Raw genomic sequence first — 24340 nt, forward strand, 5'->3', positions numbered from 1 at the left:
AGCCGCACCGTGGGTCACGGCTCTGTGACCGCTCCTGCGTGAAGTGGATGGGTGGGCGCCCGGCGCGATATCCATGAACGCATGAGCAACAACGGGGGAGCCCGCTACGGGGCCGACGAGCCGACCAGTTTCGGGCTGCAACCGCCGAACCCGCCGCAGCAGCCGCCCTCCGCGATTCCGCACCCGGGGAATCCGTACGCGGCACCGACGCCGGCGCAGGGCGGGCCGCAGCAACACGGTGGGGCGCAGGGGCCGCAGCACGGTGGTGCGCAGGGGCCCGGTGCGGCGCAGGGGCACGGCGGGCCGCAGCAGCACGGTGCGGCGCAGGCGCAGGGGCACTTCGCCCCCGCTCCCGCCGCAGGCCCCGCTCCCGCCGCTGCCTCTGCTGCGGCTCCCGCCGGCCCGCCCGTCGCCCCCGCCCCTCGGCCCGACCCCGGTGCCGGGCGTCTGATCGCCGGTCGCTACCGGCTGCTCGCCAAGCTCGGGAACGGCGGCATGGGCACGGTCTGGCGGGCCAAGGACGAGATCGTGGACCGTGAGGTCGCCGTCAAGGAGCCGCGCGTCCCGGACCACCTCCCCGAACGCGAACGCGCCAACGCCTTCGAGCGGATGCGCCGCGAGGCGCGCGCCGCGGCCCGGCTCGACCACCCGGCGGTCGTCAACGTGCACGACGTGGCCGTGGTCGACGACCGGCCGTGGATCGTGATGGAGCTGGTGCGGGGACGTTCCCTCGGCGACGCCCTGCGCGAGGGCACGCTGGACGCGCGCGAGGCCGCCCGGATCGGCCTGGAGGTGCTCGGCGCGCTGGAGGCCGCGCACGCGGCCGGCATCCTGCACCGCGACGTCAAGCCGGACAACATCCTGCTCGGCCGGCACGGCCGGATCGTCCTCACCGACTTCGGCATCGCCCAGATCGAGGGCGAGACCAACCTGACCGACACCGGCGGGTTCGTTGGCTCGCCCGAGTACATCGCCCCCGAGCGGGTGCTCGGCCGGCGTCCCGGCCCGGCCGCCGACCTCTGGTCGCTGGGTGTCGTGCTGTACGCGGCGACCGAGGGCGTCTCCCCGTTCCGGCGCAGCAACACCCCGGCCACGCTCCAGTCCGTCCTCAACGCCACCCCGGCGCCGCCCGCCTCCGCGCGGGGCCCGCTCGCGGAGGTCATCAACGGCCTGCTGCAGAAGGACCCCGCGCACCGGCCGAACGCCGCGCGGGTCCGCGCCCTGCTGGAGGCCGCCGCGAACCCGCCGGAGCCCCTTCCCACGCAGGTCGTGACCGTCACCGGCGACTCCGGTTCCCGCGGCGGTGTCCGGCTCGGCCGCAAGACGCTGGTCGGCCTCGGCGCGGCGGTCGTGACCGCGGCGCTGGCGGCGTACCTGGTGATCGCCGAGCCGTTCGCGGGCCCGCTGCCGGACGGCTGGAAGGAGCACCCGGAGAAGGCGCTGGCCGCCACCCTGGCGGTGCCGGAGGTCTACGAGCGGTCCGAGCCGGAGGAGACCGACCAGGGCCACTGGGTGACGTACTCGGACCCCAGCGGCAGCATCTGGGTGCACCTCGAGCTCGACAAGAAGTCGGAGGACACGAACGGCCAGATCGCGGGCTCCGCGGAGGCCGAGATGTACGAGGACGAGGCCAGGTTCCAGCAGAGCGGCGACTACGACGTCTCCATGCCGGCGAACCCGAAGACCAGGCCCGTCGACGACGCCGTGCACGAAGGCCGTCCGGCCGCCGAGAACACGGTCGTCTACACCTCGACCGACACCGAGAACCCGCGCGAGCTGCGGCTCTTCTACTACAAGACCAAGACCGGCGACATGTACAAGCTCACCGTCAGTTACCCGGGCAAGGGCGACTTCACCGAGCGCGGGCGCGAGGTGGCCAGGACGGCGATCGCCAACCTGGACATCGCGAAGCCCTGAACAGGCCGGCGCGGAACATGGACGAGGGCGGCGCGCGGCCGCGTGGCGAACGCGTGGTCGGCGGCCGCTACCGGCTCGTCGAGCGGATCGGCTCCGGCGGGATGGGCACCGTCTGGCGCGCCCACGACCGGCTCGTCGACCGCGACGTCGCCGTCAAGCAGCCCCGCCTGCCGGGCGATCCGGAGGACGAGGTCCACCGCCGGGCCGCCCACCGCCTGCACCGCGAGGCCCGCGCCGCCGCCCGCGTGGACCACCCGTCCGCCGTCGCCGTCCACGACGTCGTCGAGGAGGACGGGCAGCCGTGGATCGTCATGGAACTGGTGCGCGGTGAGTCCCTGCACGAGGTGCTCCGGCGGGGGCCGCTGGAGCCCGCCGAGGCGGCCCGTATCGGCCTCGCGGTCCTCGGCGCGCTGCGCGCCGCGCACGCCGTCGGGATCGTGCACCGTGACGTGAAGCCCGCCAACGTCCTGCTCGGCCCGCACGGCCGGGTCGTCCTCACCGACTTCGGCATCGCCCATGTCCAGGGCGAGGAATCCCTCACCGCCAGCGGCGAGTTCGTCGGTTCGCTGGAGTTCGTCGCCCCCGAGCGGATGGCCGGCCGGATCGCGGGCCCGGCCTCCGACCTGTGGTCCCTCGGCGTCCTGCTGTACGCCGCCGTGGAGGGCTGGTCGCCCTTCCGCCGTACGGCACTGGAGTCGACGCTCGCCGCGATCCTCACCACGGAGCCGCCCGAGCCGCGGCGGGCCGGACCTCTCGGACCGCTCCTGCTCCGCCTGCTGGAGAAGGACCCCGACCGGCGTCCGGACGCGGACGAGGTCACGGCGGCACTGGAGGCGGCCGCGAGCGAGGCCCTCAGCGCCCTGCTGGATCCCTCGCTCCAAGACGTCTCCGGGCTGGCGGAGTTCGGCGACGACGCCGGGACGGTGCGGCTGGGTGCCCGGCGAGCCGGCGCCCGACCCCGCGGCGGACACGCTGTCCAACCCAGCACCCCGCACAGCATCCCGCACCGCACCCGCTCCGGCGCCGGCCCCGTCTCCGCCGTACGGCACCCTCCCCGCCGCCCCCTCCACCGCCGCCCCGTCCCACTCGCCGCCCTCGGCGGACTCCTGCTCGGCACCGCCGGGCTCGGCCTCTCCCTCCTCGCCGGCGGCCCGGACGGCGGCGCGGCGACGCGAAACCCGGGCAAGGCCGCGGCCGGCCGCCCGACCGCGCCGGCAACGAGCCCGGCCGGCACCCCGGCCTCCACCCCCGCCCTCGACGGCTGGACCGCCCACCCCGAGAAGGACATGGGCGCGACCCTCGCCCTGCCGCCCGAGTTCGAGGAGTTCGCCCGCCAGGGCAACGACACCGTCCAGCCGCGCGCCGTGGAGTTCGCCGCCGGGTCCGTCCAGGTCCGCCTCACCCAGTGGGACAAATCCCCAGGGGCCCCGATGAAGCAGGCGAAACAGCACGCGGCGACCTTCGAGTTCTACGGCAACGCCCGCACCCGCCACACCGCCACCAGCTTCCAGGGCTGGGACGCCGTCCGGTCCGACAGCCGCTACGGCGACGAGGACCTCCGCCACCGCGTCATCGAGTTGCTGTTCCGCACCGACGACGGCCGGTTCTACGAACTGCGCGTCGAGATGCCCGAGGACGCGGCGCAGGAGCGCGAGGGCGAGGCGGTCTTCGCCGGCGCCCGCGACCGGCTGGTCGTCGCAGCGTCCCGATCGGGCATACAACACCCCTGATCAGCGCGTTTGTTGCCAGTGATCGCTGGCGGCATGTGTGCGGTCCGTGAATCCCCATTACCGACGGGTACACAAAGCCTGCGGCGCGGCATACCCTGCGCCTCATGACCGACGCGCAGGCTCTTGAGAAGGCCGGTACCGCCACCAACCCCGTCGCCCCCGTCCCGGCGGGCGTCCGCACGGCCGCCGATGTCGTCACGCCCGAGCTGATCGCCCAGCTCACCAAGGGGGTGACCGGCTCCGGACGGACCGCCAACCACACGCCGTTCACCGGCGAGAAGCTGGCCGACCTGCCCGAGTCGACGCCCGAGGACGTGGAGAAGGCCTTCCAGGCGGCCCGCGCCGCGCAGCCGGTCTGGGAGCGCACGCCGGTCCGTGACCGCGCCGCCGTCCTGCTCCGCTTCCACGACCTGGTCCTGGAACGCCAGGGCGAGGTGCTGGACCTCATCCAGCTGGAGACGGGCAAGGCCCGCCTGCACGCGCACGAGGAGGTGCAGGCGGTCGCGGTCGCCGCCCGCCACTACGGCCGCAGGGCCGCGGCCTACCTCCGGCCCAAGCGGCACGCGGGCGCCGTACCGGCCCTGACGAAGGTCCTCGAACTGCGCCACCCGCGCGGCGTGATCGGCCAGATAGCCCCCTGGAACTACCCGCTGGAGCTGTCCGTCGGCGACGCGCTCCCCGCCTTCGTCGCGGGCAACGCGGTGGTGATGAAGCCGGACACGGAGACCTGCCTGACCGCCCTGTGGGCCCGCGACCTGCTCGTCGAGGCCGGACTGCCCGCCGACGTCTTCCAGGTCGTCCTCGGCGACGGCCCGGTCGTCGGCCCCGAGGTCGTCCGGCACGCCGACTACGTCTCGTTCACCGGCTCCACCCGCACCGGCCGCGAGGTCGCCCGGGGCGCCGCCGCCCGCCTGGTCGGCGTCTCGCTCGAACTCGGCGGCAAGAACGCCATGCTGGTCCTGGAGGACGCCGACCTCGACAAGGCCGCGGCGGGCGCCGTCCGCGCCTGCTTCTCCTCCGCGGGCCAGCTGTGCATCTCCATCGAGCGGCTGTACGTCCACGAGTCGGTCGCCGACGCCTTCGCCGAGCGCTTCGCCGCCCGCACCAGGGCCCTGCGGCTCGGCACGGCCCTGGCCTACGGCGCCGACATGGGCTCGCTCGTCGGCGAGCGCCAGCTGGAGACCGTCCGGCGGCACGTCGAGGACGCCGTGGCCAAGGGCGCGAAGGTGCTGGCCGGCGGCGTGGCCCGCCCGGACGTCGGGCCGTACTTCTACGAGCCGACCATCCTCGACGGCGTCACCGAACCCATGGCCGTCTGCTCGGAGGAGACCTTCGGCCCGGTCGTCTCCCTCTACCGCTTCCGCACCGAGGACGAGGCGGTCGAGCTGGCCAACGCCACGCCGTACGGCCTGAACTCGTCGGTGTGGACGAAGGACGCCCGCCGCGGCCGCGCCGTCGCCGCCCGGCTGCGCACCGGCACCGTCAACATCAACGAGGGCTACGCCCCCGCCTACGGCAGCGTCCAGTCCCCGATGGGCGGCATGAAGGACTCCGGCCTGGGCCGCCGCCACGGCGCCGAGGGCATCCTCAAGTACACCGAGGCCCAGACGGTCGCCCACCAGCGGCTGCTGCCCATGGCACCGTCGCTGGGCATGGACGACGAGAAGTACGCGGCGTTCATGACCCGCAGCCTGCGGCTGATGAAGGCGTTCCGCTTCCGCTAGGCGGGCGGGGACGCGCCAGACGGCCCCCGGAGCCCGGTCCCCCGCAGTTCTCGACGAGGAGAGCACGTGTCGCAGGAGAAGTCCGTCCAGACCCGGGACGAAAACGGGTACGACTACGACGTCATCGTCGTCGGCTCAGGCTTCGGCGGCTCGGTCACCGCCCTGCGCCTGACCGAGAAGGGCTACCGCGTCGGCGTCCTGGAAGCCGGCCGCCGCTTCACCCGCGACACGCTCCCGAAGAACTCGTGGGACCTGAAGAACTACCTCTGGGCGCCGAGGCTCGGCATGTACGGCATCCAGCGCATCCACCTGCTCGGCAACGTCATGGTCCTGGCAGGCGCGGGCGTGGGCGGCGGGTCGCTGAACTACGCCAACACCCTCTACGTCCCGCCGAAGCCGTTCTTCGACGACCCCCAGTGGCGCCACATCACCGACTGGCAGGACGAGCTGCGGCCGTACTACGACCAGGCGAAGCGCATGCTCGGCGTACGGCTCAACCCGACGATGACCCCCTCCGACGTCCACCTGAAGGACGCCGCCCGGCGCATGGGCGTCGGCGACACCTTCCACATGGCACCCGTCGGGGTCTTCTTCGGCGACGGCCAGGACGCCGACGGCACCGTCAAGGCCGAGCCCGGCCAGGAGGTCCCCGACCCCTACTTCGGCGGCGCGGGCCCGGCCCGCCGAGCCTGCGCCGAGTGCGGCGAGTGCATGACGGGCTGCCGCCACGGCGCGAAGAACACCCTCAACGAGAACTACCTCCACCTCGCCGAGAAGGCGGGCGCCGTCGTCCACCCGATGACCACGGTCGTGTCCGTCACCGAGGACTCCCGCGGCGGCTACGCGGTCGCCACCCTGCCCACCGACGACAGGAAGAAGGGCAGGGGCCGGACCTTCACCGCCCGCCGGGTCGTCCTCGCCGCCGGCACCTACGGCACCCAGACCCTGCTGCACCGCATGAAGGCCACCGGCAGGCTCCCGCACATCTCCGACCGGCTCGGCATGCTGACCCGCACCAACTCCGAGGCCCTGGTCGGCGCCCAGACCACCGACCGCCGCTACCGCAAGGTCAGCGGCGAGCGCCCCGACTTCACCCGCGGCGTCGCCATCACGTCCTCCATCCACCCGGACGGGAACACCCACATCGAACCCGTCCGCTACGGCAAGGGCTCCAACTCCATGGGCAGCCTGTCCATCCTGCAGGTGCCGTACGCCGAGGGCTCCTCCCGGCTGCTGGCCTGGCTCGGCAACGCCGCCCGCCACCCGCTGCAGCTGCTGCGCTCGCTGTCCAACCGCCGCTGGTCGGAGAAGACCATCATCGGCCTGGTCATGCAGTCGCTGGACAACTCCCTGACGACGTATCTGAAGCCGTCCGGCGTCGGCAAGGGCCTGCTCACCGCCCGCCAGGGGCACGGCGCGCCCAACCCCAAGCAGATCAAGGCCGCCGCCGAGGGCGCCGCCGCGCTCGCCGCCTCCATCAACGGTTTCGCCGGGTCCAACGTCGGCGAGCTGATGGGCACCCCGCTCACCGCCCACTTCCTCGGCGGCTGCCCGATCGGCGACTCCCGCGAGACCGGCGTCATCGACCCGTACCACCGGCTCTACGGCCACCCCGGCATCTCCGTCGTCGACGGCTCCGCAGTCTCCGCGAACCTCGGCGTCAACCCGTCGCTGACCATCACCGCGCAGGCCGAGCGGGCGATGTCGTTCTGGCCGAACAAGGGCGAGACCGACCCGCGCCCTGCGCAGGGCGCGGCGTACGAACGTCTCCAGCCGGTCGAGCCGAAGCAGCCGGCGGTCCCCGCGGAGGCGTTCGGCGCGCTGCGGCTGCCGTTCCTCGGCATCCCGGCGGTGCCGAAGCAGCCCGGAGCACAGAAGGTCCAGGAGGCCTGAACCGGGAACGCCAAGAGGGACCTGTGCCCCCCTCCGAGCGCAGGTCCCTCCTGGTCCTGTACGGCGCTGAGGCCGCTGTCCGTCGGCCGCCGGCCGCTGAGGCCTACGCCTCGGCCTTCTTGCGGCGCACGATGTACACCGCGCCCGCACCGGCGACGACGGCGGCACCGCCGACCAGGCCGATCATCGGCAGGGCGGAACCTGCACCCGTCTCGGCGAGGCTCCCGGTCACGTCGACCGAGTTGACGTCGTCGAGGTCGGCCATGCCACCGGTCTGCGGCTTGGCGTCACCCGGCTGGGGGTTCTCGGAGCCGGCGGCGAGGATGTCGAAGAAGTACACCCAGCCGTTCGGGTCGTCGGCGATCCAGCAGCCCTCTTCGTCGGCGTACTGGGCGAAGCCACCGGTCAGACCGATCGCGTCGGGAACCTCACCGCTGACGCTCAGCCGCATCTCGAACGAGATGGACTGGCCCGCGCCCAGCGAGAACGCGGGGAACGTGCCGCCCTCACCGCCGGTGTCGGCGATGGTCGACCAGGTGCCGGAGGCCTTGTCGCGGACCTGCACCGTGATCTCACCGGAGTAGTCCTGCTCGTCCCAGCCGATCGCGGCGACACCGATCAGCGGCTTGATGTCCTTGATCTCCTCGTCCCCGCGGTTGGAGACGTCGAAGGAGAACTGCTCCCAGCCGCTGCCCGCGACGATCGTGTCGGCCAGGCCGGACAGACCGCTGCGCAGGTCTTCGCTGACACCGGTCGACTCGTCACCCGGGTCGGCGCAGACCGGGTCCGGCTCGGCGGACTCGCTCGGCGACGGCGACGGGGAGGCGGACCCGGTGGCGGAACCGGTCGGCGCGGGGCTGGTCTCGGTGGCCGAGCCCGTCGGCGCCGGGGAGGTCTCCGTGGCGGAACCGGTGGGCGCCGGGCTGGTCTCGGTGGCGGAGCCCGTCGGCTCGGGCGCGGTGTCGCTGACCGTGGCGGTGGGCGCCGGCGTCGCGGACTCGGACACCGTCTCCGTCGCGGTGACGGTCGGGCTCGCGGAGGACGTGTCCTCGGTCGCGAACGCGGCCGGCGCCGAGAGCAGCGCCAGCGGGGCTATCGCTGCCGTAGCGGCCGCTGCGGCCAGGGCGCGGCGAAGCTTCATGAAGACCTCGAATGTCCGGTGCTGCGGCGGCGCAGCACGCGTGGGGCGGTGGGCAGCCCCGCGTGTGGGACGCGGTTGTGACCCTTGATTCGCCTGGTTTGATCCGTGAGTGCAGTGAATGGTTGTCCCGCCACTCACAGAATTTTTATGTGGCCTGGATCACGCCGGACACGCCGAAGGGCCCCGCGGGGGAGGAGCCGCGGGGCCCTTCGTTCGTCAGCACCGGTGTCAGGGCGTCACCGGTACTCGGGGGAAGCGGCGCCGGGGGGCTGCGCCGTTGGTCTCGGCTGGTGACGGTGATCAAGCTGACACGCTGATGCGGGTGATGCGGGTGATGCCGGTGATGCCGGGCGACCGCCCGCTCCCGCTCCGGTACTCGACGGAACAGGCGCTGTTCCGCCGGCCGGCCCCGGGCGTCCCCGGAGCCGGCCGTTTCTCTTGGGTGACCGGGCTGCTGTCCCCTGCCGTCCGGTCACTTCCCTGGAGCGAGGTCCCACGACGCACGGCACGATCCGTCCGTCTCATCGCTCCAGCGAGCCACGCGTGGTTCTTCCGGGCCCGCGCCTGGCTGGCACGGACACCGGGACCAACGAAGCGGCCCGCGGGCGGTCACGCGCCGTACGGGTGAGAGGTGATGCGTACGTACGTACCGGGAACGCCGACGCAGCGCCCCGGCCCCGGGGCCGGGCCGCGCACAGGGCCGGGCCCCGGCGTCAGATCTTGCCGCGGCACAGCTCCAGCAGCGTCATCGCGAGCGCCGTCCCCGGCTTGCCGAGGGCGTCGCGGTAGTGGCCGAGGATCTCCATCTCGCGGGAGAGGTTCACGCGCCGGCCGCCGGAGCGGATCCGGGCCTGCTGGATGACGGCCGAGACGGCCATCCGTTCCTGGATCAGGCCGATGATCCGGTCGTCCAGGGCGTCGATGCGGTCGCGGGCGTCCGTGATCACGTCGGCGGCCTCGGGGGTGCGCGCGCCGGTCTTCTCCGTCGCCGCCGGTGCGGTCGCGGTCGCCGTCACTGCGGTAGCGGTCGCCGTCGGTGCGGTCGCGGTCATGTGGGGCTCCTCATCTTGGGGCGGGTGGTCGGACGGGGGTCGGACCAGGCGGCCCCGGAGACGACAGGAACCGGGAAAACGCCAGGCGCCCCGGGCCTTGTCGGCCCGGGGCGCCTGGAAAGTCGCTTGTCAGTTGCTCAAGCGGCACGACCATGGCAGCCGGCGGGCCGGTTGCCATAGGTAAAGAGGAAGGTCGCGTGCGTGAGCATGGGGCTCAGTATGCACGGACGGGGGGTGGCCCTGGCAAGCGGCGTTCGTCACAGCGGGCGCGGCGGAGCCGTGATCGGAGATAGCGACGGGCCGTTCCCCATGCCCGTCTCGGTAGAATCGACAAGCACAAGGACCAGCCCAACCGCCGGAAGGCACCCCGTGTCATCAGCGACTCCCGCTGCCGCCGCCCCCGACACCGTCCTGGTCGTCGACTTCGGCGCGCAGTACGCCCAGCTCATCGCCCGCCGAGTCCGCGAGGCCCGGGTCTACAGCGAGATCGTCCCGAGCACCATGCCGGTCGAGGAGATGCTCGCCAAGAACCCGGCGGCGATCATCCTCTCCGGCGGCCCCTCGTCGGTGTACGAGGAAGGCGCCCCGCGTCTCGACCGCCAGATCTTCGAGGCCGGCGTCCCCGTCTTCGGTATGTGCTACGGCTTCCAGCTGATGGCGCAGACCCTCGGCGGCACCGTCGACAACACCGGCGCCCGCGAGTACGGCCGCACCCCCCTGCACGTCTCCCGCCCCTCCTCCACCCTCTTCGAGGGCACCCCGGAGGAGCAGGCGGTGTGGATGTCGCACGGCGACGCCTGCTCCGCCGCCCCCGACGGCTTCACCGTCACGGCCTCCACGGACGTCGTCCCGGTCGCCGCCTTCGAGAACGACGAGAAGAAGCTCTACGGCGTCCAGTACCACCCCGAGGTCATGCACTCCACGCACGGCCAGCAGGTCCTGGAGCACTTCCTCTACCGCGGCGCCGGCCTGAAGCCGAGCTGGACGACCGGCAACGTCATCGAGGAGCAGGTCGAGGCCATCCGCGAGCTGGTCGGCGACAAGCGGGCGATCTGCGGTCTGTCCGGCGGCGTCGACTCCGCCGTGGCCGCCGCCCTCGTCCAGAAGGCCATCGGCTCCCAGCTGACCTGCGTCTACGTCGACCACGGCCTGATGCGCAAGGGCGAGACCGAGCAGGTCGAGAAGGACTTCGTGGCCGCGACCGGCGTCCAGCTGAAGGTCGTCGACGCCGAGGAGCGGTTCCTGAAGGCGCTCGCCGGGGTCACCGACCCCGAGGAGAAGCGGAAGATCATCGGCCGGGAGTTCATCCGCGTCTTCGAGCAGGCCCAGGCCGAGATCATCGCGGACGAGGGCCCGGCCGTGGAATTCCTGGTCCAGGGCACCCTGTACCCGGACGTCGTCGAGTCCGGCGGCGGCACCGGCACCGCCAACATCAAGTCCCACCACAACGTCGGCGGCCTGCCCGAGGACCTCGAGTTCAAGCTGATCGAGCCGCTGCGCAAGCTGTTCAAGGACGAGGTCCGGATGGTCGGCCAGGAGCTGGGCCTGCCGGAGGAGATCGTCCAGCGCCAGCCGTTCCCGGGTCCCGGCCTCGGCATCCGGATCGTCGGCGAGGTCACCAAGGAGCGCCTGGACCTGCTGCGCGAGGCCGACGCCATCGCCCGCGAGGAGCTGACGGCGGCGGGCCTCGACCGCGACATCTGGCAGTGCCCGGTGGTCCTGCTCGCGGACGTCCGCTCCGTCGGCGTCCAGGGCGACGGCCGCACCTACGGCCACCCGATCGTCCTGCGCCCGGTGTCCTCCGAGGACGCCATGACGGCCGACTGGTCGCGCCTGCCGTACGACGTCCTCGCCCGGATCTCCACCCGCATCACCAACGAGGTCCGCGACGTCAACCGGGTCGTGCTGGATGTGACGTCCAAGCCGCCGGGGACGATCGAGTGGGAGTGACCCGCACCCGCGGGTGACCCCTACGTGCGCTTGATCGTGCGCAGGGGTGCGCCGGGCTTCCAGACCTGGAGGACAAGGTAGGTGTCGTCCTCCACGTAGGTCCGCGTGACCTCCGTCAGCTCGGTGCGGAAGAGGTGGAACGGCTCCGGCGGTTCCACCTCTTTCGTGTACCCGGCCCTCACCCGCGGATCGGTCACCTCGATCGCCCGCCCGCTGATCCGGACGTCCCCGCCGCCCATCCCGGTGCCCTCCCCGGGGTTCGCCTGCAACGCGAACCGCGGGTCGCGGCGCAGGTCGAGCGCCTTCAGCGAGTTCGGCATCATGCCGAGCCACAGCTCGCCGTTCAGGAAACGCACCTCCAGACCGGTCGTCCGGGGCGAGCCGTCCTTGCGCAGCGTCGCGAGGACGTGGTGGGTGAACGCGCCGAAACGCTCCTCGACGGTCTTCGCGAGATCGGGTTCGGCGCTGACGAAGGTTTCCCAGTTTGCTCCCATACGACGAGTGTGGCGCCGAAACCCGACAACCTCTGTCGCATTTGGTCGAAGTCTGTTCTGTTTGGCTGACCGCCGGTAACTTCCCGCCCGTACCGCACCCCAGCGCCGGAGGAGCAATGCCCGGGCCCACCCCACCCCCACCCCTGCCCACCGACCGGCTCCGGTTCGCCATGCCGCCGATGCACGAGTCGGTCGAGGACGAGCGCCGGCACCGCAAGGAACGGCTGGCCGGCGCCCTGCGGATCTTCGGACGGCTCGGCTTCGAGGACGGCGTCTCCGGGCACATCACCGCACGCGATCCGGAGTACAGCGACTGCTTCTGGGTCAACCCCTTCGGCCTGCCGTTCCGGCACGTCACGGTCAGCGACCTGGTGCTGGCCAACGCCGACGGACAGGTGATCGAGGGCCGCTACCACGTCAACCAGGCCGCCTTCACCGTCCACGCCCAGGTCCACGCCGCCCGCCCGGACGTCGTCGCGGTCGCCCACTGCCACACCGTGCACGGCCGCGCCCTGGCCGCCCTCGGCGATCTCATCGAGCCCATCACCCAGGAGAGCTGCGCCTTCTACGAGGACGTGGCCCTGTACGACGCCTACACCGGCGTCTCCGTCGACGCCGAGGAGGGCCGCCGGAACGCCGCCACGCTCGGCTCCCGCAAGGCGCTGGTCCTGCGCAACCACGGACTGCTCACCGTCGGCGACTCCGTCGACGCGGCCGCCTGGTGGTTCCTGTCGATGGAGCGGTCCTGCCAGGTCCAGCTCACCGCGCACGCGGCGGGCCGGCCGGTGCGGATCGACCACAAGGCGGCGGTGGCGACCCGTGAGCAACTGGGCGGCGACCTGGTGGCCTGGATCAACTACCAGCCGCTGTGGCAGGACATCACCCGCAGCGAACCCGACCTGCTGCGCTGACCCGTCGGGCACCGGGACATGCCGGGCGACGGCGCCCGAGCGCCGCCCGCTCACAAGCCGCGCAGCACCGCCGCCTTGACCCGCGCGAACTCCTCGTCCGTGAGCACCCCGTCCCGGTACAGCTCGCCCAGCTCCCGCAGCCTGCGCAGCAGCACGTCGTGATGGTCGTCGCGCGGCGGAGCGGACGACGCGGCCGGTGGTGGCGGGGAGGCCGGTGACGGTGACGGTGGGGACGCCGGTACCGGTGATGGTGCCGGTGAGGGTGCGTGCGGTAGTGCCTGCGGCGTGGCGAGTCGTTGCCGTGGCCCGGCGTCGGCGGGTTCGCCGCCCGCGCGGGCCGACGGGTGCGGCAAGCGGGCCGTGACGGCCGTGGCGACCAGCGCGGTGAGCAGATCGCGGCGCGTGCTGCCCCACAGATCGAGGGCGTACGGGTCCTTCTCCGGCGGGAGTCTCGCGTGTGCCGTCTCCCGGGTCACGAATCGCAGAAGGCCGTCCTCCGCCCCCGAGTTGGGCAGCCATTCGACCCGCTCCAGGTCGCCGATCTCGATGATCCGCGGCCCCGTCGCCCGCTTCACCCGGTCGGACGTCTCGCTCCAGTCGATCCTGATCCGCGTACCGTCGAAGGACACCGTGCCGTCCGAGGACCGCACCGACACCGGCACCGGCGGCCCCGGCAGCAGGTAGGCCGTGGTCGGCTCCTTGGGAATCCCGTCCAGCAGCAGGGCGCGCCGGATCTCCTCCGCCATGTACTCGGCGACCCCCGACCGGTCCGCGTCGACCGCCAGCCGGTAGGGGTCGGCCGCGTCCGGCAGCCGGCCCGAGGTCGCCTGGAGCAGCGGGTCCGCCCCCTCCCGCAGCCGCAACCGCAGCCGGCCGCGCTTGCGGTCGGGTTCGTGCACCACCGAGGAGACCGCTTCCAGCGGCACCGTGATCTCCCCGTACGTCTGCCGGAACAGCGGCACCGACCGGTGAAGTCCCGGCGTGATCCGCACCGTTGTGCCGTCGAAGACCCAGGTGCCGTCGCGCTGGCTGATCTCGGCCATACCGAAATCCTCCCAGCCGGGTCAACACGACGGTCACGATTTCACCCGCCCTGATCAGAACAACCGGACGTAAACGCCGTGGCGTAGGGCACAATTCGCTGTCGTCGCGGGGGAGTTGTACGGCGGCGCCGGACGGGCGTCGCAGGGTGCTGGCCGGGAAGGGCGGGCGTCGGGCGTGGCGGTACAGGAGGCGAGACAGGGTGGTGCGGAGCCCGGAGCGTACGGAGGCGTCCACGGGGGCCTCCACGGGGGCGGCTGCGACGGCGGGGACTGCCCGCACGGGGCGCGCGAGGGACACCGGCGGGCCGTCGCCGCGTTCCTGCGGAAACGGGACGAGTTCGCGGCCGGGCAGGGGCTGCCGGCGGCGGTCGCGCACTCCCCTTCGGCCTCCCGCCAGTGGGTGTCCGACGAACTCACCCAGTCCGCCCAGCTCGTCGCCGAACGCGGCCGTGCCGAAGGCCAGGCCTGGCTGGCCCGGCTGTGGCGGCGGACGGCGTTCACGGTGTGGGCGCTCGTCGTGCTGTTGCTGCTGGTGCAGTCGCTCACCGCGATCGGCACCGGCTGGACGGCCGCCCGTACCGCAGGCTTGCTCGCCGCGCTCGTGGTGGCCGGGGCGCTGACGGCGGCGTCCTTCTTCCACCGGGCCCGCGGCGGGGCACTGGCGCCGGTGATCGGCGAGGACAACCGGCTGTCCACCTCCCGTGCCGTGGCCGCGGCGTGGGTGCTCTTCGTCGTGTACACGGTGCTGGTCCTGGCCGGGCAGCTGGCGGCCGCCTCGGATCACGACGAGCGCGACGCGCTGATCGCCGGGCTCCAACTGGCCCGCGGCGCCGGTGTGGTCACCGTGCTCGCCGTGGTGTGCGGGATCGCGGTGCTGGTGCGGCGGGTGGTCGGGCTGCGGGTGCTCGGCCAGCGGCTGCAGAAGGTCCGCGCGGACCGGCCCCGGGCGGCCGACCTGCTCACCGACGACTCGGGGCGGGGCAGCTTCGCCGATCTCCAGTACGTCGTCATCAGTGCCGTCGCCCTCGTCTTCGGCGTGGTCAGGCTGGCCCGCCGCCCGGACCAACTGCCCGACCTGCCCTGGGGACTCGCGGCGGTCGTCCTGATCTCGGCCGCGACCTACCTCGCCGGCAAGTACTCCGAGGGCGGCCGTCCCGTGATCCTCTCCGTCGTACGGGCCAGGGAGGCCGGTGACCTCGACGCGCCCATCCGCACCGGGGAGGACATCGAGATCCGGGGCGCCGGTTTCGTCCCGCCGGGCGCGCAGGGCGCCGACCGGCTGTCGCGGATGGCCGTACGGATCGGGGCCGTCCATGTCCATGTCCCGCTCGTGCCCGTGGCCGGCGGCTTCAGCAACCCCACCGACACCAGGCTCACCGTCCCCGTGCCCGCCGATGTCGAGCCGGGCCGGGTGACCGTGCAGGTCGTGACGGCGGCGGGCGTGGAGACGAACCCGTACGTGATCGAGGTGACGGAGTAGACCGAGGCGACGCAGCCGGTCGTGGCCGAGCCGCCCGAGCCGCTTGACGCGTCCTGGCCGGCCGACCCGTCCGAGCCGTCGGGCCTGTCCGAGCCCGCCGATCCGTCCGATCAGTCCGAGCCCGCCGATCCGTCCGAGGCGGCCAAGTTTCGCGGGCCGGCCGGGCTGGCCAAGCTTTGCGGCCCGGTCAGCGGTTGGGAGCTGCCCGTTGCGGGGCGGCAGTGGGTGCGGGGAACGGCCCGGACGGCGGCCCGCGCGCGCGGACCGCGCCGTCGCGCGGCCGCGATCGCCGGAAAGCGGCTGGAACATGAGTGAGCGGGTCCTCTCGTGCGTACGTATCGTCTGATGAGGGGTCACGGCAGGCGGGCGAGAGGCGGCGGGCAGCGATGACTCACGGTATGCGTCCGGACGCTCACACCCAGCCGATGGGCGGCGGTGGTGACTGGCGGGACGCCGCCACCCGCTACGCCCTCCTCCCCCTGCGCCTCTTCCTCGGCATCACGTTCGTCTACGCCGGCCTCGACAAGCTCACCGACAGCGCGTTCCTTCAGGACGGCGGCTCCGGATCGGTCGGCGACATGATGCGCACGGTGCGCGACTCCTCCGCCGTCCCGGCCCTCGTCGACCTGGCCCTCGAGAACCCCGTCGGCTTCGGCTCGGCCATCGCCATCGGTGAACTGGCCGTCGGCATCGGGACCTTGCTCGGCCTCTTCGCCCGCCTCGCCGCCCTCGGCGGCGCGCTGATCTCCCTCAGCCTGTGGCTGACCGTGAGCTGGGCCTCCGACCCCTACTACTACGGCAACGATCTCGTCTACCTGATGGCCTGGCTGCCCCTGGTCCTCGCCGGCGCGCCCTACCTCTCTGTGGACGCGGCTCTGCGCACACGGCGCCGGGACCGGGGCGCACGGCGTCAGGCCCGGGGCTCCGCCGAGGTCTGGCCCGGCTGACGCCGGGACTGTCTCCGGCGGACGGCCCGGCTCACGAAGCCCACCGCACCGGCCAGGATCAGGCCGCCCGCCGCGAGGGGGAGCATCACGAACCACGGTGTCTCCCACGCGCCGCTCGCGTCCCCGGCGTACACGACACCCCCGAGGGCGAGGAAGCATCCCGCGACGAGCCTGCCCGGCTGGAACTCATGACGCAGCACGGCTGACCTCCACCTGTCCCATCCCGACCTGAAGGTCGAGCTCGATCGTGCCGGCACTCCTCGTGCCCGCCTCCGGCTTCAGCGTGACCTCTCTGTACTTGCCGGGCGCGACGTCCACGTCCTGACTTCTGTCGCCCGGCAGCTGGATGTCGCCCACCCCCACGTCGATGTTCGCCTTCACCGTCACGTCCGGCGGCACGATCACCCGCAGTCGCCCGATGCCCACCTGGGCCGCCGTGGCCGTCGCTTGCCCCTCGGCCGGTTCCAGCCGGGACAGGTCCAGCGTGCCGACACCGGTGCCGAGGTCGTACTTCCCCCGCAGGTCCGCCACCGCCGCCGGCTCCCAGGTCGTGCGGGTCCACTCGGTGCCGATGTCCTTGGGCACCGCGGCCGCGCCGGCCAGCAGCGCCGCGGTGACGACCGCCAGGAACACCGATCCCGCGCCCGTGCGACCGAGGAACGCGCTGACCGCGATGCCCAGGCCGAAGACGGCCAGCGCACAGGACAGGCCGGCCTGCAAGCTGGTGCCGAGCGGATGCCCGTGCCAGGTCAGCGTGGTGCCGAGGCCGCCCGCGACGAGGGCGAGCAGGAAGACCCAGCCGCCGATCCAGCGGGGACCGCGCGGCTTCGGCGGCTCCTGCCGGGGCAGGCCGCGGGCCTCGCGGCCGTGCGGGTAGTCGTCGAGGGCGAGACTGACGGTCGCCGCGATGTCATGGTCCCGGGAGTCCCTGGGGCCCCACAGATAGCCCGTGCCGCCGACGTGCGTGCCGTCCTTCACGATCGGGTCGCGCCACCACGAGTAGGCGATGGGCGCCGGCGGCGCCTGAGCCTCCGGCGGTGCGTCGGCGGCGGCCTGCGCGGCCAGCGGATCCGGGCCGGGGGTGCCGCGGCGCTGCGACCAGTACCCCGCGCCGGCCAGCAGCAGGGAGAGGACGACGGCGAACGTGAGGACACCGCCGTTGTTCAGCATCGACAGGAAGACCCCGCAACCCACCAGCGCGAACAGCACCGCGGCCAGTGCCTGGCCGTCCACCCGGCCGGTCAGCAGCTTGCGGAACTCGTTCTCCTCCTCGTCGTCGTACGGCACGAAGAGCCAGGCGAAGCCGTAGAAGATGAGGCCGATGCCGCCGGTGGCGGACAGCACGGCCAGGGTGATGCGGAAGATCACCGGATCCATGTCGCACTGCCGGCCCAGCCCGGCGCAGACACCGGCGACCATCTTGTGCCACCGGTCCCGCCGGAAGTCCGTCAGCCCTTCGGGCGCCCGCCCCGCCTCCGGCGCGTCGGATCCCTGCGGGCCTCCGGGCCCGGCGGACGGCGGGCCGCTGTTCCCGGGCGGGCCCGCGGCCCCGGACGTTCCGCCGCCGGCCCGCGCATCGGCCGGCGTGTCCGCCCGCTGCCCGGCCTCGGCCGGTGCTCCGGTCCCGTCGGCCGGAGCCGCCCCGTTCACCCGTGCTCCTTCGGCCCGGCCCGCCCTGGTCGCGGGGTCCGGCTGTCCGTGCGAGTCCAGCTCCGCCGGCGCGTCCTCTTGATCGCGCGCGTCCGCCCGCCCGTGCGTGCCCGCGCGCTCGTGCGCACGCGACTCCGCACCCGCGGAGGCCGTGGTCGCCGGGTCGGACACGGAGCCCGCGTCGGGCCCGGCATCCGCGGCGTGCTGGTGATCAGTCATGCGTCCATGGTGACGGCCGGGCCGCTCCGACGGCAGGGGGAATGACCCTGGCCCGACCCTGATATCGCCCCTGACCCGGCGCGGGGGATCCGTGCGACGGAACACCGGCTCGAAGATCAGGGGCGTCTCGGGGGTCGACCCTGATGCCCCGGCCCTCCCGCCGTGTGACCATCGATGGCATGCCGGAAGCCGCAACCGCAGCAGCGCCACTCACCGGACCGCGGCCGCCGCGCAAGCTCTACCGCAGCAGTGACGGACGCTGGCTCGGTGGCGTGGCGCGGGGGCTCGCCGGACATCTCGGGCTGCCCGTCGTCTGGGTACGCCTGGTCTTCGTCGGACTGTTCATGGCCGACGGCCTCGGCGCGCTGCTGTACGCGGCGTTCTGGTTCTTCGTGCCGCTCGGCGTCGGCGGCGTCGACGCGGACCGGCCGCCGTCCTTCGTCACCACCGAGGCCTCGCCCGACGGCCGCCGCAGACTCGTCACCCGCAGACCGGACAAGGGCCAGATCGTCGCCCTGCTGCTCATGGTCATCGTGGCGATGGTCTTCGTCAGCAGCGTCAACCTGGGCGGCGGCGCCAGGGCCTACCTCTGGCCCGCCGTCCTGGTCGGTGCCGGCGTCGCCCTCGTCTGGCGCCAGGCGGACAACGCCCGCCGGGCCCGCTGGGTCGAGGTCGGCCGCCGCCGGCGCACCCTCACCCTGCTGCGCGCCGGCGCGGGCGTCCTGCTGGTCACGGCCGGAGTCTCCGGCATCTTCGTCCTGCAGGGCTCCGCCGCCCACCTCGGCTCGGTTCTTCAGGCCGCCCTCGCCGTCCTCGTCGGCATCACCCTGCTCGCCGGCCCCTATCTGGTGCGGATGACCCAGGACCTGTCCGAGGAACGCCTGATGCGCATCCGCGCGCAGGAGCGCGCCGAAGTCGCCGCGCACGTCCACGACTCGGTGCTGCACACCCTGACGCTGATCCAGCGCAACGCGGAGAACGCGAGCGAGGTGCGCCGCCTCGCCCGCGCCCAGGAGCGCGACCTGCGCACCTGGCTGTACAAACCGGAGGGCACCGGCAAGGACGAGGACGACGAACCGACCACGCTCGCCGAGGCGGTGCGGCGCAACGCCGCCGAGGTGGAGGACAAGCACGGCGTGCCCATAGAGGTCGTGGTCGTCGGCGACTGCCCGCTCGACGACCGCACCGGCGCACAGATGCAGGCCGCGCGCGAGGCGATGGTGAACGCCGCCAAGTACGGTGGCGAGGGCGGCGCGGTCCAGGTCTACGCCGAAGTCGAGGGCAGGACGGTCTTCGTGTCCGTGCGGGACCGCGGCCCCGGCTTCGACCTCGACTCGATACCCGCCGACCGCATGGGTGTCAGAGAATCGATCATCGGCCGCATGGAGCGCAACGGCGGCACGGCCCGGCTGCGGGCGGTGCCCGGCGGCGGCACGGAGGTCGAGCTGGAGATGGAGAGGGCGGAGAACACGTCATGAGCGACCCGACCGAGGCGAACGGCACAGCGGGAGCGGCGGAACCGGCCGAGTCCGCGGAGCCGGCCGGCCAGGGCACCGTCGACCGGCGGGTGCGTGTCGTCCTCGTCGACGACCACCGGATGTTCCGCACGGGGGTGCGGGCGGAGATCGGCCGGACCGAGCAGACCGGCGTCGAGGTCGTCGGCGAGGCCGCCGACGTCGATCAGGCGGTCGGCGTCATCACCGCGACCCGGCCCGAGGTCGTCCTGCTCGACGTGCATCTGCCGGGCGGCGGCGGGGTCGAAGTGCTGCGCCGTTGCGCGGCGTTGACGGCCGACGCCGAGCAGCCGGTCCGCTTCCTCGCGCTGTCCGTCTCGGACGCCGCCGAGGACGTGATCGGGGTCATCCGCGGCGGCGCGCGGGGCTATGTCACCAAGACGATCACCGGCTCGGACCTCATCGACTCGATCTTCCGGGTGCAGGAGGGAGACGCGGTGTTCTCGCCGCGTCTGGCCGGCTTCGTGCTCGACGCGTTCGCCTCCACCGACGCCCCGCCGGTCGACGAGGACCTCGACCGCCTCACCCAGCGCGAGCGCGAGGTGCTGCGGCTCATCGCACGGGGGTACGCGTACAAGGAGATCGCGAAGCAGCTGTTCATCTCGGTGAAGACGGTCGAGTCCCATGTCTCCGCCGTCCTGCGCAAGCTCCAGCTGTCCAACCGCCACGAACTGACGAGATGGGCGACGGCGCGACGCCTGGTGTGACGGGCGCCGCCACCTCCGGCCCCGCGCCGCCACCTCCGGCCCCGCGCCGCCGCCGCCTCAGCCCTGCGGCACCCGGAGCGCCGGTCGCAGGGTCCGCAGCGCCCACCGGAGGTGCCGTACGGCCTTCACGACGCCGATCAGCCCGGTCAGCCAGAGGATCATGCCGATGCCCATGCCGAGCACGACGTCCGCGTAGGTCGACCGGCCGGGTTCCGCCCGGGCCGCCGACGCGAGGGACGCCCACAGGCCGATCCCGCAGACCATCAGGGAGGAGAGCATCCAGAACAGGCTCAGGCCGGCGGAGCGCAGCCGGGCGTCGGTCGGCGGGTGGCTGTCCAGGGCCAGCCAGGCGTCGATGAGTTGCCGTATCCGGTGGTCGCGGCGGACGGCGATGACGACCGCGATGACGGACGGGGTGAGGGAGGCCAGACCGAGGACGGCGAAGATCGGTCCGAGGACGAACCCGAGAGGGTCCTTCTGCTCCAGCTGCTGGAGCGGCAGGATCAGCAGCGACCAGCCGATGATGGCCGCGAGCGCCAGCAGCCACAGCAGCAGCACCCGGTGCACCCCCAGACTGCGGCGGCGCAGCTCCTCCAGCGCCCGCCCCCGGTCGGCCAGCAGCGCCGCCCGGTCCGGCCAGGTCCGAAGGTGCGGCGGAGGCGGCGGCGGGGGCAGCGGCGAGCGGGGCATCGGGACCTTCCGGGCGGAGGGGAGCTGCGGGAGCGCAGGAAGCGGCGCACCACCGCCTCGCTGTCCGACGCTACCGTGCCGCCGTACTCATGCCATGCCGGTCACCGGCCTCATGCCATGCCCGTCACCGGCCCCGGAGCCGCTGCTCACACCACGCGTGTGGCCCCCGCGAACGGCATCTCGTCGATCGGCGCGACCCGCACGGGGGCGGAGGGGTTGGGGGCATGGACCATCTGCCCGTTGCCGACGTAGATGCCCACGTGGCTGATGCCGGAGTAGAAGAACACCAGGTCGCCGGGGAGGAGTTCGGAGCGGGCGACGCGGCGCCCGGCGCCGATCTGGGCGTAGGTGGTGCGCGGCAGAAAGACGCCGGCGGAGCGGTAGGCAGCCTGGACCAGCCCCGAGCAGTCGAAGGCGTCGGGGCCGGTGGCGCCCCAGACGTAAGGGCTGCCGAGTTTGGAGTAGGCGTAGCCGACCGCCGCCGCCGCGCGGGAGTCGGGCGCCGCGACCGGGCCACGCGGTGCCGTCGGGCGATCGCGTCCGGCCGTCACCGCGCGGGAGGGGCGGTCGGTGCCCTGGCCCTGCCCGGCGAGCCGGGCCCGCTCCTCGGCCGTGAGCCGGGCCAGCAGGCGCCGGGCCGCGTCCAGCTTGCCGGTGACGGTCTTCTTGTGCCGCTTCAGCTCCGCGCGGCGTGAGGTGAGCGCGGCCAGCTCGATCCGGGCGGCGCCGCGCAGTTGCTCGATCTCCCGCAGCTGTCGGCGGACGCGGGCGACGGCGGCCGACTGGCGGTCGCCGGCCCGCTCGGCGAACGAGGCGCCGTCGAGGTAGCGGTCGGGGTCGTCGGACAGCGCCAGTTGCAGCGCGGGGGGCAGGCCGCCGCTGCGGTACTGCGCCGCGGCGAAGGACCCGAGGGCGTCGCGCGCCGAGTCGAGGCGTTCCTCCTTGCGGGCCGCCTCGTCCTGCAGGGCGGCGAGCCGCCGCTGGGCGGCGTCGGCCTTCTCCTTGGCGCCGTTGTACTTCTCGGTGGCCACCTCGGCCTCCTGGTACAGCTTGTTCACCGTGGCCTTGACCTGCGTGGGGGTCAGCTCGGGCTCGGCGTGGCCCGTCCCGTCGAAGGCCGTCACGGCCGCCGCGCCCGCGAGGGCGAGGGTTGCCGCCGTACGGGCTCGATGGCCCCCGGCCGAGCGATGCCGGGGCTTGCGGTGAGCTGCCACGTGGACTGCACGTCCTTTCCTGCGGCCGGGCGGTCCGGCGGCGGTGTCGCACAGGGGAGCGGGACCGCCGCCGGACCTTCTCGGCGGAGACGTCCGGCTGCCGCCCTGGGCCTGGGCGGCGGTGGGGAGCCGGACATCTGAGGGAGGACGCTAGGCCGGGATATGCCGGAGAGGTCACGAGAAGTACGGAAGTGACGCGAGCGGGCCGTCGGGTGACCGTATGTGACCGTGACGTTTCTTCGGAATGGTCGAGGTGACGCAGCGTGCTGACCGAAGGGGCGATTCCGGGACCGGCGTACGGGACGGGATGCTATGGCGCATATATGCGCCGCCCCCGCGTCACTCCCCGTACGCGCTCATGCCCGCCGTCGGCCAGGGACGGGCCGGTGTCGGGCGGCGGGGGACGGCCTCGTTAGGCTCCGGCCCCATGGACGTACTCATCCATCTCTTCGTCGGCCTGCACATCATCGGCATCGCCTCGCTCCTCGGCGGCTTCCTCACCCAGATGAAGGCGATGGGCCAGGGCACCGCCCGCTTCGTCCCGGCGATGCTGCACGGCGCGCTGACCATGCTGGTCACCGGCGTGATCCTGGTCGGTCTCAACCAGGCCGACGACCAGACGGTCGACAACATCAAGATCGGCGTGAAGCTGGCCCTGCTGATCGTGATCCTCGGCCTGGTCTACGTGAAGCGGGACGAGGAGCGGGTGGACAAGGGCCTCTTCGGCCTCGTGGGGCTGCTGACCACGGCGAACATCTTCATCGCGGTCCTCTGGACCTGAGCCGCCGCGCCCCGCGCCCGCGGCCCCCGCGGACCTCGGCGCCCCCGGACCACCCGCCCCGCGTCGCCCCCGGACCACCCGCCCCGCGTCAGGCCGGCCGCACCACGCTGTGGATCGACGACTCGCCGTCGTAGTACACCGACTCCTCCCGCACGTACGTCCCGGGCTTCGGCGCGTGGATCATCATCCCGTTGCCGATGTAGATGCCGACGTGGGTGACGTCGTCGTAGAAGAAGACGAGGTCACCGGGGAGGGCGGCGGACAGGGGGACCGTGGTGCCGGCGTTCACCTGGTCGTAGGTGGTGCGCGGCAGGGTGACGCCGGCGGCCTTCCACGCGGCCTGGGTGAGGCCGGAGCAGTCGTAGGAGCCCGGCCCGGTGGCGCCCCAGACGTACGGCTTGCCGATCTGGGCGCGGGCGAAGGCGATCGCCTTCTCGGCCTTGGCGGTGTACGTCGCGCCGGCGGCCGGGACGGAGGTCTCGCCGGCGGAGGCGGAGGGGGAGGACGAGGCGCCGCCCGTCTCCTCCCGCGGGGCCGGCACCGCCTCCCGCTCCTCCTGCTCCTGCAGCCGCTGCTCCTCCGCCTGCTGCCGGGCCAGCTCCGCGGCCTTGCGCGCCGCCTCCTCCCGCTCGCGCTGCTCGATCGCGGCGAGCCGGGCCTTCTCCTCGGCGGTCAGCCGCGAAAGCATCTCCCGCGCGGTGGCGAGTTTCTTCTGGACGGTGGCCTTGGCCGTCTTCAGGCCGGCCTGTGACTCGGTGAGCGTCTGGAGGCTCTCGGCGGCCTCCTGGCGCTTCTTCATCGTCTCGGACTGCTGCGCGAAGTAGTCGTCGACCGATTCCTTCTGCCGGCTGGTGAGCCGGTCCATCAGGTGGGTGCGGTCGAAGTAGTCCTGCGGGGAGTCCGCGAGCAGCAGGGTCGCGACGCCGGGCGCGGCGGCGCCGGTGCGGTACTGGGCCGCGGCGTAGGAGCCCAGCTCCTCGCGGGCCTCGTTGAGCTTCTGCGCCCGCTGGGCGACGTCGTCCAGGAGGGTGTCGACCCGCTTGCGCTGCTTCGCGGTCTTCTCCTTGGCCGCGTTGTACTTCTCGGTCGCCGACTCCGCCTGGCGGTAGAGCTCGTCGACCTTCTTCTCGACCTCCTCCAGGCTCGGCTTCTCGTCGGCGGACGGGGCGGCGTCGGCGGTCTGCGACAGCAGGGCCACGGAGGTGAGGGCCGCGGTGGCGAGGGCGGGGGTGCGTATGCCGGCCACGCGCGGGGTGGGACGGGACTTGCGGTGCGACGCCAAG

21 protein-coding genes are annotated in these 24340 nt (G+C 73.1%); 12 read left to right on the top strand and 9 right to left on the bottom strand.

Features of this window, described 5'->3' with window-relative positions:
- The first annotated feature begins 81 nt into the window (after positions 1 to 81).
- The 4 genes from AB0K92_RS01435 to AB0K92_RS01450 all read left to right on the top strand — a co-directional run bounded on the left by AB0K92_RS01435 (position 82) and on the right by AB0K92_RS01450 (position 7264).
- Entirely contained in the window at positions 82 to 1917 is a 1836-nt protein-coding gene (locus AB0K92_RS01435) for a serine/threonine-protein kinase (RefSeq protein WP_365918262.1), read from the top strand.
- Positions 1918 to 1934: 17 nt separating this feature from the next.
- Positions 1935 to 3647, top strand: coding sequence for a serine/threonine-protein kinase (locus AB0K92_RS01440; protein WP_365918264.1), 1713 nt, complete (start codon positions 1935 to 1937; stop codon positions 3645 to 3647).
- 104 nt (positions 3648 to 3751) lie between these two features.
- Positions 3752 to 5371, top strand: coding sequence for a succinic semialdehyde dehydrogenase (locus tag AB0K92_RS01445; RefSeq protein WP_365918266.1), 1620 nt, complete (start codon positions 3752 to 3754; stop codon positions 5369 to 5371).
- 66 nt (positions 5372 to 5437) lie between these two features.
- A complete protein-coding gene (locus AB0K92_RS01450; protein WP_365918267.1) occupies positions 5438 to 7264 on the top strand; it encodes a GMC family oxidoreductase in 1827 nt (608 codons plus the stop codon).
- Positions 7265 to 7367: 103 nt separating this feature from the next.
- On the opposite strand, the gene AB0K92_RS01455 is transcribed toward AB0K92_RS01450, so the two are convergent.
- Both AB0K92_RS01455 and AB0K92_RS01460 read right to left on the bottom strand, forming a co-directional pair.
- Entirely contained in the window at positions 7368 to 8405 is a 1038-nt protein-coding gene (locus AB0K92_RS01455) for an LPXTG cell wall anchor domain-containing protein (protein ID WP_365918269.1), read from the bottom strand.
- Positions 8406 to 9118: 713 nt separating this feature from the next.
- Entirely contained in the window at positions 9119 to 9457 is a 339-nt protein-coding gene (locus tag AB0K92_RS01460; protein WP_365918271.1) for a chorismate mutase, read from the bottom strand.
- Positions 9458 to 9826: 369 nt separating this feature from the next.
- Between AB0K92_RS01460 and guaA the strand changes: the two genes are divergently transcribed.
- On the top strand, positions 9827 to 11407 hold the full coding sequence (guaA, locus tag AB0K92_RS01465; protein WP_166001682.1) for a glutamine-hydrolyzing GMP synthase: 1581 nt from the start codon (positions 9827 to 9829) through the stop codon (positions 11405 to 11407).
- Between the two features lie 20 nt (positions 11408 to 11427).
- Here the strand turns inward: guaA and AB0K92_RS01470 are convergent, their stop codons facing one another.
- A complete protein-coding gene (locus AB0K92_RS01470) occupies positions 11428 to 11901 on the bottom strand; it encodes a pyridoxamine 5'-phosphate oxidase family protein (RefSeq protein ID WP_365918274.1) in 474 nt (157 codons plus the stop codon).
- A 116-nt stretch (positions 11902 to 12017) separates the two neighbouring features.
- Here AB0K92_RS01470 and AB0K92_RS01475 point away from each other — a divergent pair, with 116 nt between their 5' ends.
- Positions 12018 to 12812, top strand: a complete 795-nt coding sequence (locus AB0K92_RS01475) for a class II aldolase/adducin family protein (protein WP_365918276.1) — start codon at positions 12018 to 12020, stop codon at positions 12810 to 12812.
- Positions 12813 to 12862: 50 nt separating this feature from the next.
- Here the strand turns inward: AB0K92_RS01475 and AB0K92_RS01480 are convergent, their stop codons facing one another.
- Positions 12863 to 13855: a DUF4429 domain-containing protein gene (locus tag AB0K92_RS01480; protein ID WP_365918278.1), complete on the bottom strand. Its 993-nt coding sequence runs from the start codon at positions 13853 to 13855 to the stop codon at positions 12863 to 12865.
- A gap of 175 nt (positions 13856 to 14030) precedes the next feature.
- Between AB0K92_RS01480 and AB0K92_RS01485 the strand changes: the two genes are divergently transcribed.
- The 3 genes from AB0K92_RS01485 (at position 14031) to AB0K92_RS01495 (ending at position 16282) form a co-directional block, all read left to right on the top strand.
- Positions 14031 to 15335 (top strand): hypothetical protein, encoded by a 1305-nt coding sequence (locus AB0K92_RS01485; protein WP_365918280.1) that lies wholly within the window; start codon positions 14031 to 14033, stop codon positions 15333 to 15335.
- Positions 15336 to 15356: 21 nt separating this feature from the next.
- The gene (locus AB0K92_RS01490; RefSeq protein WP_365918282.1) at positions 15357 to 15650 is read left to right on the top strand and encodes a hypothetical protein; all 294 of its coding nucleotides are present in this window, start codon (positions 15357 to 15359) and stop codon (positions 15648 to 15650) included.
- A gap of 83 nt (positions 15651 to 15733) precedes the next feature.
- Positions 15734 to 16282 (top strand): DoxX family protein, encoded by a 549-nt coding sequence (locus AB0K92_RS01495; protein WP_365918284.1) that lies wholly within the window; start codon positions 15734 to 15736, stop codon positions 16280 to 16282.
- Here AB0K92_RS01495 and AB0K92_RS01500 read toward each other — a convergent pair.
- On the bottom strand, positions 16246 to 16482 hold the full coding sequence (locus AB0K92_RS01500) for a hypothetical protein (protein WP_365918285.1): 237 nt from the start codon (positions 16480 to 16482) through the stop codon (positions 16246 to 16248). The two genes, AB0K92_RS01495 and AB0K92_RS01500, sit on opposite strands and share 37 nt — an antisense overlap.
- Entirely contained in the window at positions 16469 to 18151 is a 1683-nt protein-coding gene (locus AB0K92_RS01505; protein ID WP_365918287.1) for a PspC domain-containing protein, read from the bottom strand. The genes AB0K92_RS01500 and AB0K92_RS01505 overlap by 14 nt, the downstream gene beginning before the upstream one ends.
- A 179-nt stretch (positions 18152 to 18330) precedes the next feature.
- On the opposite strand from AB0K92_RS01505, the gene AB0K92_RS01510 reads away from it, so the two are divergent.
- Entirely contained in the window at positions 18331 to 19629 is a 1299-nt protein-coding gene (locus AB0K92_RS01510; RefSeq protein ID WP_365918289.1) for a PspC domain-containing protein, read from the top strand.
- Positions 19626 to 20372, top strand: coding sequence for a response regulator transcription factor (locus AB0K92_RS01515; protein WP_166001700.1), 747 nt, complete (start codon positions 19626 to 19628; stop codon positions 20370 to 20372). Before AB0K92_RS01510 ends, AB0K92_RS01515 begins: the two co-directional genes overlap by 4 nt.
- A gap of 57 nt (positions 20373 to 20429) precedes the next feature.
- On the opposite strand, the gene AB0K92_RS01520 is transcribed toward AB0K92_RS01515, so the two are convergent.
- Together AB0K92_RS01520 and AB0K92_RS01525 are read right to left on the bottom strand one after the other, a co-directional pair.
- On the bottom strand, positions 20430 to 21062 hold the full coding sequence (locus AB0K92_RS01520; protein WP_365918291.1) for a hypothetical protein: 633 nt from the start codon (positions 21060 to 21062) through the stop codon (positions 20430 to 20432).
- 146 nt (positions 21063 to 21208) lie between these two features.
- Positions 21209 to 22276 (bottom strand): NlpC/P60 family protein, encoded by a 1068-nt coding sequence (locus AB0K92_RS01525; RefSeq protein WP_365918293.1) that lies wholly within the window; start codon positions 22274 to 22276, stop codon positions 21209 to 21211.
- A 427-nt stretch (positions 22277 to 22703) separates the two neighbouring features.
- Here AB0K92_RS01525 and AB0K92_RS01530 point away from each other — a divergent pair, with 427 nt between their 5' ends.
- Positions 22704 to 23057 carry a hypothetical protein gene (locus tag AB0K92_RS01530; protein WP_166001706.1) on the top strand — a complete coding sequence of 118 codons (354 nt, stop codon included), beginning with the start codon at positions 22704 to 22706 and terminating at the stop codon, positions 23055 to 23057.
- A gap of 88 nt (positions 23058 to 23145) precedes the next feature.
- Here AB0K92_RS01530 and AB0K92_RS01535 read toward each other — a convergent pair whose 3' ends face one another.
- Positions 23146 to 24339: an NlpC/P60 family protein gene (locus AB0K92_RS01535; RefSeq protein WP_365918295.1), complete on the bottom strand. Its 1194-nt coding sequence runs from the start codon at positions 24337 to 24339 to the stop codon at positions 23146 to 23148.
- Position 24340 lies beyond the last annotated feature (1 nt).

This window comes from Streptomyces sp. NPDC052687, from assembly GCF_040678395.1.
Lineage (GTDB): Bacteria > Actinomycetota > Actinomycetes > Streptomycetales > Streptomycetaceae > Streptomyces.

Bases quoted from the DNA above. Each gene is read 5' to 3' on its own strand.
- AB0K92_RS01520 (WP_365918291.1), bottom strand. From the start codon at position 21,062: ATGCCCCGCTCGCCGCTGCCCCCGCCGCCGCCTCCGCCGCACCTTCGG.
- AB0K92_RS01495 (WP_365918284.1), top strand. From the start codon at position 15,734: ATGCGTCCGGACGCTCACACCCAGCCGATGGGCGGCGGTGGTGACTGG.
- AB0K92_RS01460 (WP_365918271.1), bottom strand. From the start codon at position 9,457: ATGACCGCGACCGCACCGACGGCGACCGCTACCGCAGTGACGGCGACC.
- AB0K92_RS01475 (WP_365918276.1), top strand. From the start codon at position 12,018: ATGCCCGGGCCCACCCCACCCCCACCCCTGCCCACCGACCGGCTCCGG.
- AB0K92_RS01515 (WP_166001700.1), top strand. From the start codon at position 19,626: ATGAGCGACCCGACCGAGGCGAACGGCACAGCGGGAGCGGCGGAACCG.
- AB0K92_RS01440 (WP_365918264.1), top strand. From the start codon at position 1,935: ATGGACGAGGGCGGCGCGCGGCCGCGTGGCGAACGCGTGGTCGGCGGC.
- AB0K92_RS01435 (WP_365918262.1), top strand. From the start codon at position 82: ATGAGCAACAACGGGGGAGCCCGCTACGGGGCCGACGAGCCGACCAGT.
- AB0K92_RS01510 (WP_365918289.1), top strand. From the start codon at position 18,331: ATGCCGGAAGCCGCAACCGCAGCAGCGCCACTCACCGGACCGCGGCCG.
- AB0K92_RS01455 (WP_365918269.1), bottom strand. From the start codon at position 8,405: ATGAAGCTTCGCCGCGCCCTGGCCGCAGCGGCCGCTACGGCAGCGATA.
- AB0K92_RS01530 (WP_166001706.1), top strand. From the start codon at position 22,704: ATGGACGTACTCATCCATCTCTTCGTCGGCCTGCACATCATCGGCATC.
- AB0K92_RS01445 (WP_365918266.1), top strand. From the start codon at position 3,752: ATGACCGACGCGCAGGCTCTTGAGAAGGCCGGTACCGCCACCAACCCC.
- AB0K92_RS01505 (WP_365918287.1), bottom strand. From the start codon at position 18,151: ATGACTGATCACCAGCACGCCGCGGATGCCGGGCCCGACGCGGGCTCC.
- AB0K92_RS01480 (WP_365918278.1), bottom strand. From the start codon at position 13,855: ATGGCCGAGATCAGCCAGCGCGACGGCACCTGGGTCTTCGACGGCACA.
- AB0K92_RS01470 (WP_365918274.1), bottom strand. From the start codon at position 11,901: ATGGGAGCAAACTGGGAAACCTTCGTCAGCGCCGAACCCGATCTCGCG.